Origin of the sequence: Burkholderia singularis (assembly GCF_001718875.1) — a bacterium.
Classification (GTDB): Bacteria; Pseudomonadota; Gammaproteobacteria; order Burkholderiales; family Burkholderiaceae; genus Burkholderia; species Burkholderia singularis.
The window spans coordinates 1,491,073-1,506,879 of sequence record NZ_CP013448.1 but is presented as its reverse complement, the minus strand read 5'-3'; the positions used below and the strand labels follow the sequence as shown (position 1 = coordinate 1,506,879).

Here is a 15,807-nt window from a genome sequence, read left to right as displayed (position 1 = left end):
ATGAGTGAAACAAGCAGCAAGTTGCACGCACGGCACCCCGCTCAGGCAGGGATCGCGCCCACAGGCGGATTCGGTCCGAGCCGTGCCGCGGTAACGGAATGTTGGACAAAAAGAATTTGATTGGAAGCTGCGGCGCGGCGCATCGCAGGCACGGCACGGCTTCCTGTTGCGAATAGAACGGCGTGCGCCCGATGTGGTCCTGCAAGAAGCGCGGGACTTGGCGACGTCAAACCAAGGAAGAACACCCCAGACGGGAAAGTCGGGCTGGATTCGATACTCCCCGCTGCGGCCGAACCGCCGCACCTGCCGCCCCCCAGCGCCGCGCGCACCTTGCGCCGCGCCCGCGGCAGTGCCCGGTCGGAGCTCGGCGCGCCGTCAAGGCGTGCGGAGTGTCGACGCCGTGTGCTTTGAAGCCGTGTTCGCAGGTGCCCATTGGCCGAAGCCCGTCGTTCGGGCTCGCGCCTATCCAGGCCATTTTCCCGCCCTCATTCCCGCTCCAGCGTGCTTGTGACAACACAATAATGCGCGGCTTGCCGTCGCCTGCGTCGCTTGGCTCAAGGGCCTGGACGTCGGCGGTCGAGCCGCTGGAGTCGTTCAATGAAACGCATGCTGTTCAATGCAACGCAGCAAGAAGAACTGCGCGTCGCCATCGTCGATGGGCAAAAGCTCATCGACATCGACATCGAAACCGCCGGACGCGAACAGCGTAAAGGCAATATCTACAAAGGCGTCGTCACCCGCATCGAGCCGTCGCTCGAAGCCTGCTTCGTCAACTACGGCGAAGACCGCCACGGCTTCCTGCCGTTCAAGGAAGTCGCCCGCCAGTACTTCAAGGACGGCGTCGACATGCGCTCCGCGCGCATCCAGGACGCGCTGCGCGAGGGCCAGGAGCTGATCGTCCAGGTCGAGAAGGAGGAGCGCGGCAACAAGGGCGCGGCGCTCACCACGTTCATCTCGCTCGCCGGCCGCTATCTCGTGCTGATGCCGAACAACCCGCGCGGCGGCGGCGTATCGCGCCGGATCGAGGGCGACGAACGCCAGGAACTGCGCGAAACGATGGCGCAGCTCGAAATCCCCGACGGCATGAGCATGATCGCCCGCACCGCGGGAATCGGCCGCAGCGCCGAGGAACTGCAATGGGATTTGAACTACCTGTTGCAGCTTTGGCGCGCGATCGAGGCCGCGTCGCAAAGCGGCCGCGCTGGCGAGCCGATGCTGATCTATCTCGAATCGAGCCTCGTGATCCGCGCGATCCGGGACTATTTCCAGCCGGATATCGGCGAGATCCTGATCGACACGACCGACATCTACGATCAGGCCCGCGCGTTCATGGACATCGTGATGCCTGACAATGTCGGCAAAGTGAAGCGCTATCACGACGACGTCCCCCTCTTCTCCCGCTTTCAGATCGAGCACCAGATCGAGACCGCATACTCGCGCACGGTGCCGCTGCCGTCGGGCGGCGCGATCGTGATCGACCACACCGAAGCGCTCGTCGCGATCGACGTGAACTCGGCGCGCGCGACCAAAGGCGCGGATATCGAGGAAACCGCGACCCGCACGAACCTCGAGGCGGCCGACGAAGTCGCGCGCCAGTTGCGGCTGCGCGACCTGGGCGGCCTGATCGTGATCGATTTCATCGACATGGAATCGGCCAAGAGCCAGCGCGAAGTCGAGCAGCGTCTGAAGGACGCGCTGAAGCACGACCGCGCGCGCGTGCAGATGGGCAAGATCTCGCGTTTCGGCCTGATGGAGCTGTCGCGGCAGCGGCTGCGCCCGGCGCTGTCCGAGGGCAGCCACGTCACCTGCCCGCGCTGCAACGGCACGGGCCATATCCGCGATACCGAATCGTCCGCGCTGCAAGTGCTGCGGATCATTCAGGAAGAAGCGATGAAGGAAAACACCGCGGCGATCCACTGCCAGGTGCCCGTCGAGGTGACCGCGTTCCTGCTCAACGAAAAGCGTCAGGAAATCAACAAGATCGAGTCGCGCTTCAAGGTCGGCGTCGTGCTGATCCCGAACAAGCATCTCGATACGCCGCACTACAAGCTCGAGCGCCTGCGCCACGACGATGCGCGCCTGGACGATCCGCGCGCGTCGTGGAAGATGGCCGAGGAAGCGGCCCGCGAACTCGAGGCGGAAACCGGCTACAGCAAGCGCGCCGAAGAGGCGAAACCGCGCCAGGAAGCCGCCGTCAAGGGCATTACGCCCGAGCGGCCGGCGCCGCAACGTCAGCAGCAACCTGTGCAGCAACCCGCGCCTGCGCCCGTGGCAGCCGCGCCGGCGGCCGGCGGCTTCGTCAAATGGCTGAAGAGCCTGTTCGGCGTGCAGCCGCAACCGGCCGCGGCCCCCGCTGCCGCCCCGGCCGCCCAGGAACCGGCGGCGCGTCCGGCGCGCGAGCGCGGCGAACGCGGCGAGAAGGCAGAGCGCGGCGGCGAACGCAACCGCAACCGCCGCGGCAACGGCGCGCAGCAGACGGGCGGCCGCGAGCAGACTTCGGCGGGCACGCGTGGCCAGTCGCCGCGCGCCGAGCGCGAGGGTAAGGACAACCGTGAGCCGCGGGAAAGCCGCGAGGGCCGTGAAAATCGCGACGCGCGCGATCGCGACGCCCGCGAAGGTCGTGACGCACGTGAAGGCCGCGAAAGCCGCGGCAGCCGCGACCAGCGCGAAGGCCGCGAGCCGCGCGAGGCTCGCGAGCCGCGTGAACAGCGCGAGCCGCGCGAGCGAGTCGAAACGCTCGACGGCGAGCCGGCTGCGCGCGGCGAGCGTCGCGAACGGGGTGAACGGGGCGAACGCCGTAAGCCGGTCCAGCACGTCGCCACGCTCGAAACGGTCAATCGCGGCGAAAGCGCGCATGTGGAGCCTGTCGAAAAAGCCGAGCCGTTGCCCGGTGCGGATATCGGCGCCGACGCCGATACGCTCGCGCGCGACGGCGACGAACGCCGCCGCCGCCGCCGCGGCCGCCGTGGCGGCCGCCGCGAGCGCGACGAGGAAACCGCAATCGGCACGGCACAACCGGCCCAAGCGGACGAACACGTGACGGTGCAAGCACAAGCCCCGGCCGCGCAAGCGCCGCAGCAGGCGGCGCCGGATACCGGCCGCGAAGCGCATCACGTTACGCAAGCGGAAGTCGCCGCGAGCGTCACGGCCGTGGCTGCGGCAACGGCCGCCGTCGCGCCCGCCGCTCACGACGTCGGCAATGTGAAGACGGAGCCGCTCGCGGCAGCCGCAGACGTGCCTGCCGCTCATGACGCGCAACCGGCGCTGCCGCCGGCGCAAGCCGTCGAGACCGCAGCCGGTGCCGCGCCCGCTGCACCCGTCGCACCCGTCACATCTGTCGCGCCTGCGGCGCCGGCCGAGGTTGTCGCGGCGCCCGCCGACGCGGGCGTCACGCCGGCTCCGGTCGGCAACGCGGCCGCAGAAACCGTATCGGTTCCGAGCGAAAGCGTCCGGACGGAAGACGCCGCGCCGGCCGTCGCCGCGCAAGCGCACACGCATGCCGCGCCTGCGGCAGAGGCCGCAATTGAACCGGCGATCGAACCCGCGATTGAACCAGCGCGCGCCGTAGCCGAGGCGCCGGCTTCGGCCGCCACGGAACCGCCGCCTGCGAGCATCGCCGCCGCGCCGGTCGATGCGAACGTCGATCAAGTCCCGCAGCACGCTCCGGCGCCCGCCGCCGTGGCAGCCGACATGCCCGCGGCAGCGCCTGCCGCCGCGCAGCCAGTCGATGCGCAAGCCGCGGGCGCATCGGATCTCGGTTCGGTGCTGGCGGCTGCCGGGCTCGTCTGGGTCAACACCGACACGAACAAGCTGCGCGCCGCGCAAGCGGCCGCTGCGCATGTTACGCAGCCGGTCCGTGTGCCGCGCGAGCGCAAGCCGTTGCCGCCAGTCGACACGACGCCGATGCAGCAAATCGAAACGACGCACCGCTGATCCAGCCGCGTCCGCCATCCGGGCCGCCTTTCGAAACGGCTCGGATGGCCGGCCGGCGAACCCCAGCAAACCCCACGTTCCGAAAAACGTGGGGTTTTGTTTTTTCATCCCCGGCCATAAGAACGGCCAAGGCTCAAGCAATCGGATAAGCCGCGCACGAAGGCCGGCAATACCGCGCCGCAGCATGCCGGCCTTGTGGCGGATGCGCCGCCCTTACTTGCGTCTGTGCTGCATTTTCACGGATTTCCCTGTCCGGTTCCGCCCGCCACTTCCGGCTAAAATGGAAGCCCGGCCCTTCCCGCGACGCCCATGCCCCAACGCTTCATTCCCGTGACCCCGATCAGCGCGCCACCCGCCGCATTCGACGCGCCGCTCGAGCCGACCGGCATGCTGCGCGACGCGCTCGCGCGGCCGCTGCGCGACTTGCGCATCTCCGTCACGGATCGCTGCAATTTCCGATGCGTGTACTGCATGCCGCGCGCCGTGTTCGGCAGCGACTATCCGTTCCTGCCGCACGACGCGCTGCTCAGGTTCGAGGAGATCGAACGGCTCGCACGGATTTTCGTCGCGCATGGCGTCGAGAAAATCCGCATCACCGGCGGCGAGCCGTTGTTGCGCAAGAACATCGAATTTCTGATCGAGCGGCTCGCGCGGCTCGAAACCGTGAGCGCCCGTCCGCTCGACCTGACGCTGACGACCAACGGCTCGCTGCTCGCCCGCAAGGCGCAAAGCCTGAAGGAGGCGGGGCTCACGCGCGTGAGCGTGAGTCTCGACGCGCTCGACGAATCGCTTTTCAAACGCATGAACGATGCCGACTTCGCGAGCGCCGACGTCCTCGACGGCATCTTCGCCGCGCAAGCCGCCGGACTGGAGCCGGTCAAGGTCAACATGGTCGTCAAGCGCGGCACGAACGACGCGCAAATCGTGCCGATGGCGCGCCGCTTCAAAGGCACGGGCGTCGTGCTGCGCTTCATCGAATATATGGACGTCGGCACGTCGAACGGCTGGAACCTGGCCGAAGTGCTGCCGTCCGCCGACGTGGTCGCGCGCATCGCCGAGCACTTCCCGGTCGTGCCGCTCGAGCGGCACACGCCGTCCGAAACCGCGCAACGCTGGCGCTATGCGGACGGCGGCGGCGAGATCGGCGTGATCTCGAGCGTCACGCGGGCATTCTGCGGCGATTGCACGCGCGCGCGCCTGTCGACGGAGGGCAAGCTGTATCTGTGCTTGTTCGCGTCGTCCGGTCACGATCTGCGCAACCTCATGCGCGGCGGCGCGAGCGACGGCCAACTCGCCGCCGCGATCTCCCGCATCTGGCACGCGCGCACCGACCGCTACTCGCAATTGCGCGGCAGTGCGCCAGCGAGCGGTCACGACAACGGCGACGCAAAACGCGTCGAAATGTCCTATATCGGCGGCTAGGGCAGCCGCTCATTGCCAGCATGACCGCCGGCCCGCATCCGTCCACCGCCGTCACCGGCCTGCTGCTCGCGGGTGGCCGGGGCATGAGGATGGGCGGTCTCGACAAAGGGCTGCAGCCGCTGCGCGGCGAGCCGCTCGCGCTGCACGTGCTGCGCCGGCTTGCGCCGCAAGTCGATGCGCTCGTCATCAGCGCCAATCGTCATCTCGACGCCTATGCGGCGCTCGGCGCGCCATTTCATGCGCGTATCGTCGCGGATATGCCCATCGCAAGCGAGCTTGCCGCACCAAGCCGCGGCGCGGATGGGCAGCCAGCCGATGCGCGGAGGGCTCATCCTTGCGCGGCGCAACCGGATGTCGGCCATGCCGTTGCGGGATACGCCACCACCGCGGCCGGACATGCGGATGCCGACGCCGCCGATGCGCGCGCGGCCGGCACGGCACGCTCGCCGGCCTCGAACCCGCGCCCGATGACACGCCCGGCACCGGCGAATACGCATCGCGCCGACACCGGCGACGCCCGCCTCCACCCGATGCCCGGCGACGCCGATCTCCCCGCCGCCGGCAGCAGCGGCGAATTCGCCGGCCCGCTCGCGGGCCTCCTCGCCGGGATGCGGATGGCCGGCACGCCGCGCGTGCTGTGCGTGCCATGCGATTCGCCGCTGCTGCCCGCCGACCTTGCCACCCGGCTTGCGGCCGCGCTCGACGCGCAGCGCGCGGACATCGCATTCGCGACGACCCTCGACGCAAGCGGCGGCATAGCGCCTCATCCCGTGTTCGCGCTCATCAACACCGCGCTCGCCGACGATCTGTATGCATGTCTTGCGGCGGGCCAACGCCGAGTACGCGCGTGGTACGCACGCCACAAGACGATCGAAGTGCCATTTGACGACGAGCGAGCGTTTTACAATGCAAATTCTTTGCGGGACTTGGCCGGCCTCGAGCGCGCTTGACGGACAGCGCATCGTTTCCGCCCGGCGCATCCGTCCCGCACGCATCGAAAACGCGGTGCCCGGCGCCCCGGATACGAACCCAATAATTCGCCGTCTGACGGCGCCACGTCACTCATGACCACGCAGACCACACCGCCCTCCGCCACCTCGCCGAAGCTCGCCGCCGTGCTGAGCGTCGACGATGCGCGCGCGCTGGCGCTGCGTTTCGTTTCGCCGGTCGTGCAAACCGAGGCTGTCGCGCTGCGCGATGCGCTGGGCCGCGTACTCGCGGAAGATGTCGTGTCGCCGTTCAACATTCCCGCCTACGACAACGCCGCGATGGACGGCTACGCATTCGACGGCGCGGCGCTCGACGCGCCGGCTGCCGACGGTGTGCTCGCGCTCACGGTCGCCGGCCGCGCGCTCGCCGGCCATCCGTTCGACGGCGCGCGCATCGCGCCCGGCGCGTGCGTGCGGATCATGACCGGCGCGCCGATGCCAGACGGCTGTGACACCGTGATTGCGCAGGAAAAAGTCGAAGCGGCTGGCGACGTGGTGCGCTTTGCCGCATCGGCCGTCATGCGCGGCGCCAATTGCCGGCGCGCGGGCGAGGATCTGGCGCGCGGCGCCAGTGCGCTTGCCGCGGGCCGCATCGTGCGCGCGGCCGACCTCGGCCTGCTCGCGTCGCTCGGCCTCACCGAAATCGCGGTACGCCGCCGGGTGCGCGTGGCGTTCTTTTCAACCGGCGACGAACTCCATCCGCCCGGCGAGCCGCTGCCCGCCGGCGGCCTCTACGACAGCAATCGCGCGACGCTGTTCGGCATGCTGACGCGCATCGGCGCCGATACACTCGATCTCGGCATCGTCCGCGACGATCCCGGCGCGCTCGAAGACACACTGCGCCGGGGCGCCGCGCATGCCGACGCGGTGATCACATCGGGCGGCGTGTCGGTCGGCGATGCGGACTTCACCCGCGCGCTGCTCGGCAAGCTCGGCGACGTCACGTTCGCCCACGTCGCGATGCGCCCCGGCCGCCCGCTGGCATGCGGGCGCATCTGGCCGGCCGAGCGCGGCGCGCGCTCCGCGCTGTTCTTCGGGCTTCCCGGCAATCCGGTCGCGGTCGTCGCGACGTTTCACGCGATCGTGCGCGACGCGCTGCTTGCGATGATGGGCACCGATCCGCGCCCCGAACACCGCTATCCGGCCGTCTGCACGGCGCCACTCGCGAAGCGCGCGGGCCGCACCGAATATCTGCGCGGCCATGCGGTGCGCGACGCGAGCGGCGTCTGGCGCGTCGCGCCCACCGGCTCGCAAAGTTCAGCGTCGCTCAAGAGCCTGAGCGACGCAAACTGCTTCATCGTGCTCGCGGCCGATGCCGCCGATGTCGACGCTGGCGCGACGGTCGACATCCTGCCGTTCGACGGCACTCTCTGAATTCGTTCTCAGCATTTCCACGGGGCAACTCGCATATGAAAAAACAAATCTCATCGATCGCGCCGGGGCAGACCGCGAAAGCACTGATCCTCGTCTATCTGACGTTCAGCGTGCCGATCGTGCTGCTCGGCATTCTCGTTGCATTCGTCCGCTATGGCGCGGTCGAGTTGAGTACGATCTTCAGCGCGCTGCTGCTGAATGCGATTCTCGGCTTCGTGTTGCTGTGGATCGCGTGCCACGCGTACAACTGGGTTGCGTCACGTTTCGGCGGCATCGAGATCGTGCTGTCGGACGCGCCGGAAGAGGCATAAGCACCGTGCGCGCGCCGGCCGAGGCCGATCCCGCGCAAGCGCCGTTCGGCGCACGGCCGTCTGCCGAAGCGCTCGCCGCGCGCGAGCGCCGCGCACTGGCCGGCCATCCGCTGTATTTGCACAACATCTCGTCGTTCGTCGGCCGGCGCGGCCTGTTGCTCGACGATTGGCATGTGCGGCCGGTACAGCGCGGCGCGCGAGCGCATACCGCACGCCGCCGAGCCAGCCACCGGCGGTAAACCGGCCCGGCCACCCAAAAAAAACGGGGCGCACGCAGCGCCCCGTTTTTCATCCGGCCACGCCGGGGCGACGTATCCGCCCCGCGCATCTCCGCTTCAGCTCTCGTCCGCTTCCACGCCGTCGCTGCCCAGCAAACCGCTCGAAACGTCGCCCGGCAACGCCTCGACCTGCTTGAGCTTGCGGTTCATCACACGCGTGCGCTGCTCGGCCGCCTCGATCGAGCGCGTGACCGACTCGAGCTGGGACTTGGTCCGCGCGAGCACGTCGCCAAACTTGCCGAACTCGGTCTTCACCGCGCCGAGCACCTGCCAGACTTCGCTCGAACGCTTCTCGATCGCCAACGTGCGGAAGCCCATTTGCAGGCTGTTGAGCAACGCGGTCAACGTCGTCGGCCCCGCGACAGTCACCCGGTAATCGCGTTGCAGCAGATCGGTGAGCCCAGGACGGCGCAGAATTTCCGCATAGAGCCCTTCGGTCGGCAGGAACAGCAGCGCGAAATCGGTCGTGTGCGGCGGCGCGACGTATTTCTCCGCAATCGTGCGCGCTTCGGTGCGCACCCGTGCTTCGAGCGCGCGCGCGGCTTCGTCGACGGCCGCCGTATCCGCACGCTCCTGCGCGTCGATCAGGCGCTCGTAATCCTCACGCGGAAACTTCGCGTCGATCGGCAGCCATACCGGCTGCGCGTCGCTTCCCGCGCCCGCATCGGAGCGCCCAGGCAGCCGGATCGCGAATTCGACGCGCTCGTTGCTCTTCGGCACCGTCGCGACGTTCTTCGCGTACTGGTCGGGCGTGAGCATCTGCTCGAGCAATGCCTCGAGCTGCACTTCGCCCCAGGTGCCGCGCGTCTTCACGTTCGTCAGCACCTTCTTCAGATCGCCGACGCCCGCGGCGAGCGTTTGCATCTCGCCGAGCCCGCGATGCACCTGCTCGAGCCGGTCGGACACGAGCTTGAACGATTCGCCAAGGCGCTGCTCGAGCGTCGCATGCAGTTTCTCGTCGACCGTGCGGCGCATCTCGTCGAGCTTCGCGGCGTTGTTTGCTTCGATTTCCTTCAAGCGCGTCTCGAGCGTTGCGCGCACCTCGCCGAGACGGCGATCGTTCGCGTCGCTCAGATGCTTCAGTTGCTGATTGAGCGTGTCGCCGAACGCCTTGAGCGCGACGCCCTGCTCTTCGCGCGCGAGCTGCGACTGGCGCGCGAGCGCGTCGCGCATCGCGTCGAACTGCTGCGCGTTGCCGGAGACGAGCTTCGCGAGCTGCTGCGCGAATCCGTCGATCTGATTGTTCTGCACGGTCGCAACGCTCGTGAGCTGCGCGGCAAGCGTCTGCTGCAATTGCGAAAAACTGCCGGACAGCTCGGTGCGCGAGCCGCGCGCGCTGTCGGCGATCTGCGTGCGCAGTTCGCGCTCGACACGCTCGAACGCGTGCGCATGCCGGTCGTTCGCATCGTCGATCTGCTCGACGATGCGGGCGAGATCGTCGCCGCGCGCGGCACCGCGCGACGACGCGAACAGCACGACGAGCGAGACCACGAGCGCCGCCGCCAACACAACGACGACGGCAAGCCACAATGTATCGGTCATAGAAAAAACACCCAGGTCGTCAACAGGAAGATCGGCACGAGAATCGCGCACGACCAGCCGAGATAGGCAAAGAAGCTCGGCATCCGAATCCCGCGCGATTCCGCGATCGCCTTCACCATGAAGTTCGGCGCGTTGCCGATATAGCTGTTCGCGCCCATGAACACCGCGCCCGCCGAGATCGCCGCGAGCGTCGTCGCGCCCGCTGTCATCAGCGTCTGCGCGTCGCCGCCGGCGAGATTGAAGAACACGAGATAGGTCGGCGCGTTATCGAGAAACGACGACAACAGGCCGGTTGCCCAGAAGTACATCGCGTCGACCGGTTTGCCGTCGGCGCCCGTCACGAGATGGACGATCGGCGCGAACACGCCGTCGGCGCCCGCGCGCAGGATCAGGATCACCGGCGCGATCGTCACGAAAATACCGGCGAACAGCTTCGCCACCTCCTCGATCGGCGCCCAATTGAACGCGTTGCCTTCGCGCGCCGAGCGCGGCGTGACGGCGAGCGACACGAGCGCGACGGCGGCGAGCGCGACGTCGCGCACCGCGTTTTGCAGCGCGACGTGCGCGCCAAAGACGTCGAACGTGACACCCGGCTTCCAAAGACCGCTCATCAGCACAAGCGCGATCACCACGCCGAGCAGCACGAAATTCAGCTTGCCTTCGATCGAGATGCCGTGCGAATCCGGCGTCGGATCGAGAAACGGATTGTTTTCCTCGCCGCCCTTGCGGTAGTAGTACGTATCGAGCACGTAGAAAAGCACGAGCAGGATGCCGCAGATGAACAGCATCGGCAGCGCGAGATGCACGGTCGTCCAGAAGAAATCGACACCGTTCAGGAAGCCGAGGAAAAGCGGCGGATCGCCGAGCGGCGACAGCGAGCCGCCCGCGTTCGCGACGAGGAAGATAAAGAACACCACCACATGCACGACGTGCTTGCGGTTGTCGTTCGCACGCAGAAGCGGCCGGATCAGCAGCATCGCGGCGCCCGTCGTCCCCATCACGCTCGCGAGCACGGTGCCGAGCGCGAGCATGCCGGTATTGAGCTTCGGCGTGCCGTGCAAATTGCCGCGCACGCAGATGCCGCCCGCGACCGTATAGAGCGCGCCCAGCAGCACGATGAACGGAATGTATTCGTCGAACAGCGCGTGCACCAGCGTACCGAGCGCGGCGAGCGCGCCGAATGTCGCGGCAAACGGAATCAGAAACGCAATCGCCCAAGCCGCGGCGATCTTGCCGAAATGGTGATGCCAGAACACGGGCGCGATCAGCGGAAACAGCGCGATCGACAGCAGGATGCCGGCGAACGGAATCGCCCAGAACGCGGAAAGCGCGGCTGCGTCGAGCGTGGCGGCCGATGCGGGCGCGGCGGTCGCGCCGAGCATGCCTGCCAGCGTCATGCCTGCCCAGGCGGCATGTCGTTTCATGTCAAGTCCTCTTGAAGTGCGAATGGATAACGCAGCCGTCGCGATACATCGTGCGGCGCTCGCGTGAGCGCGACGGCCTAAGCGTGCCGGCCCCAGTCGGCCGCCCGATGCCGACGGCGCGAGACGGCGGCTCCCTCTGAAGTTCGTCGCACGCGCACCGCGGCAAACGAACGAAATGGACAACCGCGGCACACACGCCGCGCAGCGCCGCAAGGGGTAAGCAGCCGCATCGAGCCGCGACGCTCGATCGACGAAACGGTCGACCGGATCACCGCCGGGAACGGCGCGCGGCGCGGCGGGCCGCACATGCGCAGGCCGCGCGGCACACTGCGCGACGAAGCGTGCAAGGACGACGCAACGGGCAGCCCATGTGCGATGCGATGCGACGCGTAGCGTGACGATGACCTTCGATACCCGCCCGATTATAACGGCCGAATCTGCGCGAACAGGCTTGTGCCCGCGCGCAAAACCACCCGGAATGCTTTCGTGCGGCACGCCTTCGTGCGTCGCGCCGCGCTAATTCCCCCCGCCTTCATCGCTCGGCGGTGCGATCCCGAACACTTGACGCAGATAGGCGAGATACGCTTTGTCGTCGCACATGTTCTTGCCCGGCGAATCGGACAGCTTCGCGACCGGCTGACCATTGCAACGCACCATCTTGATGACGATCTGCAGCGGGTTGTAGCCGAGATCGTTCGTCAGGTTCGTGCCGACGCCGAATGCGAGCTTGCAGCGGCCGCGGAACCGTTCGTACAACTGCATGACTTTCGGAATATCGAGCGCGTCGGAAAACACCAGTACCTTCGTGCGCGGATCGCAGCGGTTCGCCTCGTAGTGCCGGATGAGCCGCTCTCCCCACTCGAACGGATCGCCCGAATCGTGGCGCGCGCCGTCGAAAAGCTTGCAGAAGTACATATCGAAGTCGCGCAGAAACGCGTCCATCCCGTAGACGTCCGACAGCGCGATCCCCAGATCGCCGCGATATTCCTTCGCCCACATCTCGAAGCCGTAGATCTGCGAATCGCGCAGCCGCGGGCCCAGCGCCTGGCACGCCTGCAAATACTCGTGCGCCATCGTGCCGAGCGGCGTGAGCCCGTGCTTCATCGCGTAATAGACGTTGCTCGTGCCGGCGAACTGCGGGCCGAGCCCGTTGCGCAGCGTGAGCGCGACCTCCTCGTGCCAGACCTTCGAGAAGCGCCGGCGCGTGCCGTAGTCGGCGATCTTGCAGTCGGCGAACTCGGGCTTCGCGCCGAGCAGCTTGATCTTCTCGCGCAGCCGCTCGCGCCCTTCGCGGTAATCCGGCTCGCGCTGCGTGTTGCGGAAGTAGACTTCGTTGACGATCGCGAGCACCGGAATCTCGAACAGGATCGTATGCAGCCAGGGCCCGCGAATCTCGATGTCGATCTCGCCGTTGCCCTTTGGCGAGGGCGACACGTCGATGTACTTCTCGTTCAAATGGAAAAGCTCGAGAAAATCGACGAAATCGCTCTTCACGAAACGCAGCCGGCGCAGATAGTCAAGCTCGGGCTGCGTGAAGCGCAATCGGCAGAGCGCGCGGATCTCGTCGCGAATCTCGTCGACATAGGGCACGAGGTCCGCGCCCGGCGTGCGGCATTTGAACCGGTACTCGACAATCGCCGCCGGAAAATGATGCAGGACGACCTGCATCATCGTGAACTTGTACAGATCGGTATCGAGCAGCGAAGTGATGATCATGTGTCGAGGCGGCCAAAATCGAGACGAGGTTCGCACGCGGGCGCGCAGCGCGCCCGTCTTCCCGTTCAATGTTACCCGAATGCGCGCCGCAGCCTCTGCGGCGCGCCCCGATCCGCCATAAACTAATCACGAAACGGTATAAGCCGGAACGGGCGGTGCGCGATGCGGGTTTGACGCATCAGTTACAATGCCGGTTTTGGCGCGCCGCGCCTTCCCCCGTACATACAGATACCCCGCCGCAGGAGCGTTTTGAATGACCCACGTTGTGACCGAAGCGTGCATCAAGTGCAAATACACGGATTGCGTCGATGTGTGCCCCGTGGACTGTTTCCGTGAAGGTCCGAATTTTCTCGCGATCGATCCGGACGAGTGCATCGACTGCGCGGTGTGCGTCGCCGAATGCCCGACCAATGCGATCTATGCGGAAGAGGACGTGCCGGGCGACCAGCAAAAGTTCACTCAGCTGAACGCCGAACTCGCGAAGCTCTGGCCGTCGATCACGAAAACGAAGCCCGCCCCCGCCGACGCCGACGAGTGGAAAGACGTCCAGGATAAGCTGCACCTGCTCGAGCGCTGATCGCACGCGTGCCGATCCGGTACCGGTTTGCGGCGCCGATGTGCAAAAACGATCGTCAAAGTATTGACACGGATGTAGTTAGCCAATAGAATCTCGTTTCTCTGCTGTTTGTTCCCCGATAGCTCAGTCGGTAGAGCGCCGGACTGTTAATCCGTAGGTCCCTGGTTCGAGCCCAGGTCGGGGAGCCAAGAATTGCAAAGGCCCGTGCAAGCGGGCTTTTTCATGGCCGCCTCGTCTTCCTGCTTTTGCTGGCGCGGGTGTCAAACATGCCGAACCGTTTTATTCCCCGATAGCTCAGTCGGTAGAGCGCCGGACTGTTAATCCGTAGGTCCCTGGTTCGAGCCCAGGTCGGGGAGCCAAACATAGAAGGCCCATCGCGCGCGACGGGCCTTTTTGCTTTTCCGCGCTTTTGTCCCACCGCGCACCTTCGCGCCGACGGCAGCATGCTAGAGTCGTGCTCTCTTCTCGACACGTCCCTGGTTCGCCGCCGATGAAAAACCGCTATTTCGCCGCTCTCTGCGCCTGTGCCGCCCTCTTCTCGCTCAACGCGCCGGCCGCGCGCGGCGAGGAAGTCGCAAGCGTCAACACCAACTTCCGCCTGACCGGCTCCGACCGCGTCGTGGTCGAAGCGTACGACGATCCGCTCGTCGCGGGCGTCACGTGCTACGTGTCGCGCGCGCGCACGGGCGGCATCAAGGGCAGCCTCGGCCTTGCCGAAGATCCGACCGAAACGTCGATCGCATGCCGGCAAGTCGGCCCGATCAAGTTCAGCGAGCCGCTCAGACAGCAAACCGACGTGTTCAGCGAGCGGATGTCGCTGATCTTCAAGACGCTGCACGTCGTGCGTGTCGTCGACAAGAAGCGCAACACGCTTGTCTATCTGACCTACAGCGACCGGATCGCCACCGGCAGCCCGAAGAACAGCGTGAGCGCCGTGCCGGTGCCCGCCGACACGCCGATCCCGACCAGGTAAGCGCACGTTTCGCGAAAGTCTCGCCGTGACGCGCGCCGGGCACACGCCGCGCGCCCGCGCGAACAAGTGCGCTATTGGCATACACCGCTGCTGCCGGACGCGGATTTCGTCGCGGCCGCTTACCGCGATCACGCGTTCGCGCCGCATTGGCACGATGCATACACGGCTCCCGTCATCGAGGCGGGTGCCGAGCGTCACCTGAACGTCCGGTTGCGACGCGCCCGCCCGTCGCGCGAAACCTGGCCGGCCTCAAGTTCCCGCGCGCAGCGCCGTTAAAAAGATGCACACCCGTGCCGCGCGCTACCCCGCCAACGCAGCCCGCTAGGCGGGACGGCCGCCCCAATCGTCCCGCCCGTTTCCGCCAAGCCTGAGCGGCCCGTGCGCCGCGGCCGCGCATGAGCACAAGCGCCGTCAGACCGACTGCATCGAGCACCGAGACTACCTATGGGCCAGATCACCCTGTCGCTGAAAGAAGACACCATCGCGTCGCTGCGCAAGGACTACGACGCGTTCGTGCGCGTGTCGCTGAAACTCGACCCGCATTTCGCGACGCCATCGTTCGAGGATTTTCTGCGCGCGAAGCTGCTCGACAGCATGGTGCCGCTCACCGAGCATGCCGTACAGCGGCTGCTGCAAGGCGGTCAGTACGCGTGGGCAAAGCGCACACTCGACAAGGAATTTCCGGATGTCGTCGCCATCCTGATCCGGCAGGCGGGCGAATTCGGTTTCGGTTTCGCGTCGCGCTCGGAATGGACGCCCGACGAACTCGCCCAAGCGTGCCGCAACTGGGCAGCGGCGATCGTCTCCGGCGCGCAAGGCGATGCCGCGCTCGTCGATCCGCTCGCCGCGCAGATCAACGCAGCCGTCACCGACATTCAGATACTCGAGGAGCGGATGCAAACACCCGCGTGGCGGCTCGCCGAATCGCTGCGGCAGCGCGTATACGAGGCCAAGCTCGCCTGCGAGATGAGCGTCGGCAGCGCGGCGCGCGAAAAGCTCGGCGAATTGCGTGCCCTGCTGCGGCTCGGCATTTCGCACGGTTCGTTCCAGAAGCAGGAGGCGCAGCAGATGATGGAGTATCTGCGGCTTTTGAAGCCTGAAATCTTCATGGAAGAACCTCATGACGTCTTTGCGCGGCTCGCCGCGTGGCTGCGCGGCGTATTCACGCCTGCGCAGGCGACGGCACGCGGTGCGCAGCCGCCTGGGCAGCGGCGCCAGTCATAAAAAGAACGCACGGAAAGCGGCCGACGCGAACGCAGCCGGACTGA

The 15,807-nt window shown here is 66.9% G+C and carries 11 protein-coding genes, 2 tRNA genes and 3 pseudogenes; 13 read left to right on the top strand and 3 right to left on the bottom strand.

The annotated features are described in order from the left end of the window. Positions 1-597: 597 nt before the first annotated feature. From AQ611_RS06920 to AQ611_RS06890, 7 genes and pseudogenes are all read left to right on the top strand, one after another. Positions 598-3,933: an Rne/Rng family ribonuclease gene (locus AQ611_RS06920; RefSeq protein ID WP_069234070.1), complete on the top strand. Its 3,336-nt coding sequence runs from the start codon at positions 598-600 to the stop codon at positions 3,931-3,933. A 309-nt stretch (positions 3,934-4,242) separates the two neighbouring features. Further along, positions 4,243-5,355 carry a GTP 3',8-cyclase MoaA gene (gene moaA / locus AQ611_RS06915; protein WP_059519155.1) on the top strand — a complete coding sequence of 371 codons (1,113 nt, stop codon included), beginning with the start codon at positions 4,243-4,245 and terminating at the stop codon, positions 5,353-5,355. 20 nt (positions 5,356-5,375) lie between these two features. Further along, positions 5,376-5,612, top strand: a pseudogene (locus AQ611_RS26620) (NTP transferase domain-containing protein); the annotation flags it as partial. A 315-nt stretch (positions 5,613-5,927) separates the two neighbouring features. Then, positions 5,928-6,305 (top strand): annotated as a pseudogene (locus AQ611_RS06905) (NTP transferase domain-containing protein); the annotation flags it as partial. A 114-nt stretch (positions 6,306-6,419) separates the two neighbouring features. Next, positions 6,420-7,718: a molybdopterin molybdotransferase MoeA gene (moeA, locus tag AQ611_RS06900; RefSeq protein WP_059519153.1), complete on the top strand. Its 1,299-nt coding sequence runs from the start codon at positions 6,420-6,422 to the stop codon at positions 7,716-7,718. A 35-nt stretch (positions 7,719-7,753) separates the two neighbouring features. Next, on the top strand, positions 7,754-8,029 hold the full coding sequence (locus AQ611_RS06895) for a hypothetical protein (protein ID WP_059519152.1): 276 nt from the start codon (positions 7,754-7,756) through the stop codon (positions 8,027-8,029). Between the two features lie 5 nt (positions 8,030-8,034). After that, positions 8,035-8,268, top strand: a complete 234-nt coding sequence (locus AQ611_RS06890) for a hypothetical protein (RefSeq protein WP_069234069.1) — start codon at positions 8,035-8,037, stop codon at positions 8,266-8,268. A gap of 96 nt (positions 8,269-8,364) precedes the next feature. On the opposite strand, the gene AQ611_RS06885 is transcribed toward AQ611_RS06890, so the two are convergent. From AQ611_RS06885 to pncB, 3 genes are all read right to left on the bottom strand, one after another. Beyond that, positions 8,365-9,849 (bottom strand): DNA recombination protein RmuC, encoded by a 1,485-nt coding sequence (locus AQ611_RS06885; protein WP_069234068.1) that lies wholly within the window; start codon positions 9,847-9,849, stop codon positions 8,365-8,367. After that, positions 9,846-11,273: a sodium:proton antiporter gene (locus AQ611_RS06880; RefSeq protein ID WP_059519144.1), complete on the bottom strand. Its 1,428-nt coding sequence runs from the start codon at positions 11,271-11,273 to the stop codon at positions 9,846-9,848. The genes AQ611_RS06885 and AQ611_RS06880 overlap by 4 nt, the downstream gene beginning before the upstream one ends. 516 nt (positions 11,274-11,789) lie before the next feature. Next, positions 11,790-12,989 (bottom strand): nicotinate phosphoribosyltransferase, encoded by a 1,200-nt coding sequence (pncB, locus tag AQ611_RS06875; RefSeq protein ID WP_059519140.1) that lies wholly within the window; start codon positions 12,987-12,989, stop codon positions 11,790-11,792. A 253-nt stretch (positions 12,990-13,242) separates the two neighbouring features. On the opposite strand from pncB, the gene fdxA reads away from it, so the two are divergent. The 6 genes and pseudogenes from fdxA to AQ611_RS06845 all read left to right on the top strand — a co-directional run bounded on the left by fdxA (position 13,243) and on the right by AQ611_RS06845 (position 15,763). Then, on the top strand, positions 13,243-13,566 hold the full coding sequence (fdxA, locus tag AQ611_RS06870) for a ferredoxin FdxA (RefSeq protein ID WP_059519138.1): 324 nt from the start codon (positions 13,243-13,245) through the stop codon (positions 13,564-13,566). 112 nt (positions 13,567-13,678) lie between these two features. After that, positions 13,679-13,754 (top strand) — tRNA-Asn (locus AQ611_RS06865). Between the two features lie 95 nt (positions 13,755-13,849). Beyond that, a tRNA-Asn gene (locus AQ611_RS06860) sits at positions 13,850-13,925 on the top strand. Between the two features lie 131 nt (positions 13,926-14,056). After that, the gene (locus tag AQ611_RS06855) at positions 14,057-14,539 is read left to right on the top strand and encodes a CreA family protein (RefSeq protein ID WP_059519136.1); all 483 of its coding nucleotides are present in this window, start codon (positions 14,057-14,059) and stop codon (positions 14,537-14,539) included. A gap of 66 nt (positions 14,540-14,605) precedes the next feature. After that, positions 14,606-14,734: pseudogene (locus AQ611_RS26280) on the top strand (AraC family transcriptional regulator); the annotation flags it as partial. Positions 14,735-14,983: 249 nt separating this feature from the next. Further along, the gene (locus AQ611_RS06845) at positions 14,984-15,763 is read left to right on the top strand and encodes a DUF4088 family protein (RefSeq protein ID WP_069234066.1); all 780 of its coding nucleotides are present in this window, start codon (positions 14,984-14,986) and stop codon (positions 15,761-15,763) included. Positions 15,764-15,807 lie beyond the last annotated feature (44 nt).